Annotated in this window: 1 pseudogene; it reads right to left on the bottom strand. The window is 79.8% G+C overall.

Annotated features, from left to right (window positions below):
* Positions 1-712, bottom strand: a pseudogene (locus tag DZF91_RS40055) (AfsR/SARP family transcriptional regulator); the annotation flags it as partial.

The following is a 712-nucleotide window of genomic DNA, read 5'->3' as shown; positions in this document are numbered from 1 at the left end:
GGCCCGGGCGGCGTCCCCGGCGGCGAACCCGTGGCCGAGCGCGGCGCGCAGGTTGCCGACCTCGGGGCCGAGCTCCCGCAGGCCGTCCAGCCGGTCGTCCGGGGCGCGGTCGTGGACGGCGCGGGCCCGGCCGAGCCAGTACGCCAGGTGCCGGTCGCGCAGGAGGGCGGTCTCGCCGCGCTCGTCCAGCCGGTCGCGCGCGTAGTCGCGGACGGTCTCCAGCAGCCGGTACCGCGGCCCGCCGGCGGCGTCCCGGTAGGGCTGGACGAGCGAGTCGTCCACGAGGGCCGCGAGGACGGCCGGAACCCGCCGTCCCGGCAGTCCGGCCGGACCGCCAAGGGGAGGCCGGCCCGTCGGGCCGGTGGGGCCGGGAAGGACTGCCTGGCCGGGGGAAGGGTCTGGATCGGCGCAGACCTGGCGGGCGGCGTCGGCGGTGAAGCCGTCGCGGAACACCGACAGGCGGGCGAGGAGGACGCGGCCGGGCTCGTCCAGCAGCCGGTAGGACCAGCCGATCGTGGCGGCGAGCGTCCGGTGCCGGGGCTCGACGGCCGCGCCGCCCGCCGACAGCAGCGCGAGGTCCTCCTCCAGGTGGTCGGCGAGCCGTTCGGGGTCGAACGCGCGCAACCGGGCGGCGGCCAGTTCGAGGGCGAGCGGCAGGCCGTCCACGGCGCGGCACACCCGTGCCGCAGCGCCGGGTGCGGCGGCCGGGTCC

The sequence above is a fragment of the Actinomadura logoneensis genome (genome assembly GCF_003428695.1).
In the GTDB taxonomy this organism is placed as follows: domain Bacteria; phylum Actinomycetota; class Actinomycetes; order Streptosporangiales; family Streptosporangiaceae; genus Spirillospora; species Spirillospora logoneensis.
The sequence above is the reverse complement of the archived record's forward strand: the minus strand, read 5'-3'. Positions and strand labels throughout refer to the sequence as shown.